General features: G+C 41.5%; 3 protein-coding genes. All 3 read left to right on the plus strand.

The window, feature by feature from the left end; all coding sequences use genetic code 11:
- Positions 1–337: 337 nt before the first annotated feature.
- The gene (locus Q0200_RS03810) at positions 338–973 is read left to right on the plus strand and encodes a hypothetical protein (protein WP_297937953.1); all 636 of its coding nucleotides are present in this window, start codon (positions 338–340) and stop codon (positions 971–973) included.
- Between the two features lie 108 nt (positions 974–1,081).
- Positions 1,082–1,720 (plus strand): hypothetical protein, encoded by a 639-nt coding sequence (locus Q0200_RS03815; RefSeq protein ID WP_297937956.1) that lies wholly within the window; start codon positions 1,082–1,084, stop codon positions 1,718–1,720.
- 1 nt (position 1,721) lies between these two features.
- Positions 1,722–2,179 (plus strand): hypothetical protein (locus Q0200_RS03820; RefSeq protein ID WP_297937959.1); only part of this gene is annotated, 458 nt, incomplete at its 3' end.

Raw genomic sequence — 2,179 nt, forward strand, 5'->3', positions numbered from 1 at the left:
AAAAAAGAAGAGATAAAAAAGGCATATTTTGGGGAGGATTATGTGGGGCCGAAAGAGGTGAAGGCTGAAGATAAAGCGGATAAAAACGCGACTAAGTAAAATTTCTTAAATTTGATAGTCCCAGCAGGTTTGGGCTATCAAATTTAATCAAAAATTACGAAAATTTAATTTCTCACATTTTATACATTATCCAAATTTAACGCTTGTGTCACGCTAAATTTAATAATCGTTTAAAATAAATTTATGTACATTTTCTCTTTTACGAGTCCTCAAATTTGACGCAAATTTGAGCGTCAAATTTTATAAATTTAAAACCAAAACCACCGAAAAGAGAAAAATGAATAGAAATTTTAATAAAGCAAGAACTCAAGGCATCCTCGGCGCAGTTTGTATCCTGTGTGCGAGCGCGAGTTTTCTAGCTAGCGATCAGAGCCTGTTTTGGATCGTTCGCACGCTAGCGTGGCTGTTTGCGCTGACGTTTTTCCACTATGCGCTCATCCGCGTACAGGAGCTATCAAACACAAACGTCTTTACTATCTTTAAATACGCCTACAACGGCTTTTTAGCAGTGATCCTCTGCGCGGTCGCGCTCTACGTTTTTGATGAAAACCATCTCAGGCTCATCTCCGACATCATCATCCCGCTTGCAGTATTTGCCGTCTCTATCGCGTGGGTCGTCATAAATCTCAAGCTCGCAAAGGCCTCGGGCTGCGCGCTTTTTAGCGTTTATGCGTGGATGCTTGCCGCTAGCCTGGGCGCAAACTTCACCTACGGCATGCTAGAGGTCCTCTCGCCCGCCCTCATCGTCCCTATCGTCAAATTCGTGCCCCTTGCAAACGCGCTCTTTGATCTAGCGACTTCGGGCGTATTACTCGCGGCGTGGATCAATGCGGAAAATTTCTCAAACGAGCAAGACGAAATCGAGATAAATTTGACCAACCAGCACGGCGATAGGCCAAATTTAAACGCCTAAAACGCAAGCGAGCCGAATTTTAGAACTCAACACGAACGAGCAACGGAGCTCAAATTTGACGCAGATGAAATCAAAACAAATATATAAAATTTGACAAAAAGGGAAAACATGCAAGAAATATCCTATAACCAAAAGGTTCTAAAAGAAGCCAAAAGGCAAGGCATAATATCATGCTGGTTTTTGCTAGCCAACTTTGCCACATCGTTTTTGATAGCGGTTTACAAAGCCATTACGCAACCGTACACTTTCGAGCAACTGCAAAACTTAGAGCTAATAGATAGCGCGATCACCAACCTATCGACGCTAACGGCCACCGTTTACATGTGGTTAGCGCTTAAAAAACTAGCCGAGATTTACGACACCGATGTTTATGAAATCTTCATAAAAACCGTAATCATAGCCGTATTAGTGATTCTCCTCTCGATAGTGCTTAGCCTAAAAGGAGTTACGCCAGGTATCAGTAAAGTCATTAGCTACGCGTTTATAGGTCTTATCGTATATTTTTTCTTACTCTGGCTTAAGCTAAATTTCAGTCTAGCCAAAATTACGAAAAATAAGCTTTTTAAGACCTACGTGTTTTTTGTTATCGTCAGCGCCATCGTAGGAGCAACGATAAAAACTCTAGCAATGTTTGGTTTTTTTGGAGGGGGTCTATATATGTTAGCCGCAGCGCTAGCCATCGCGGCACTCTACGTGCTGCCGACTGCGTTTTATCTATACGCTTGGACTATGATAAAGGAGGAGTAAGATGAGTGAAAACGAGCAAAATTTGACCGAAGATAGAGCTCAAACCGTAAAAAACGCAAGAAATTTCGGATTTCTGGCGGCTATTTGCATGTCGTTTACGATTTTGTCGTTTTACATTGTAGCTTTTTCGCCGAAGTTTCAGAACAAAAACCATTGGGTACTCGCATCCATAAGCGCACTCATTTGTTTTTATGCGGCTTTTAAAGCGCTTCAGCCTCTATGCGAGATGGATCTTATGCGGCCGTTTTATGCGAGTTGGATTTTTTGGATTGCCATGCTAGCAACGGTATATTTAAAGGAAAGATTTTATAGCGCCGAGTTTATGCTTATATTTTTTACATTATTTACTTTGTCGGCGATTTCTTGGACGATTTTAAATTTTAGGTTGGCGCGCGTCACGCAAAGTCCGCTGTTTAAAATTTATGCCTACATGTTTATACTCTCGGCTTTATCCGACTG

Source organism: uncultured Campylobacter sp. (assembly GCF_938045225.1).
Taxonomy (GTDB): Bacteria; Campylobacterota; Campylobacteria; order Campylobacterales; family Campylobacteraceae; genus Campylobacter_A.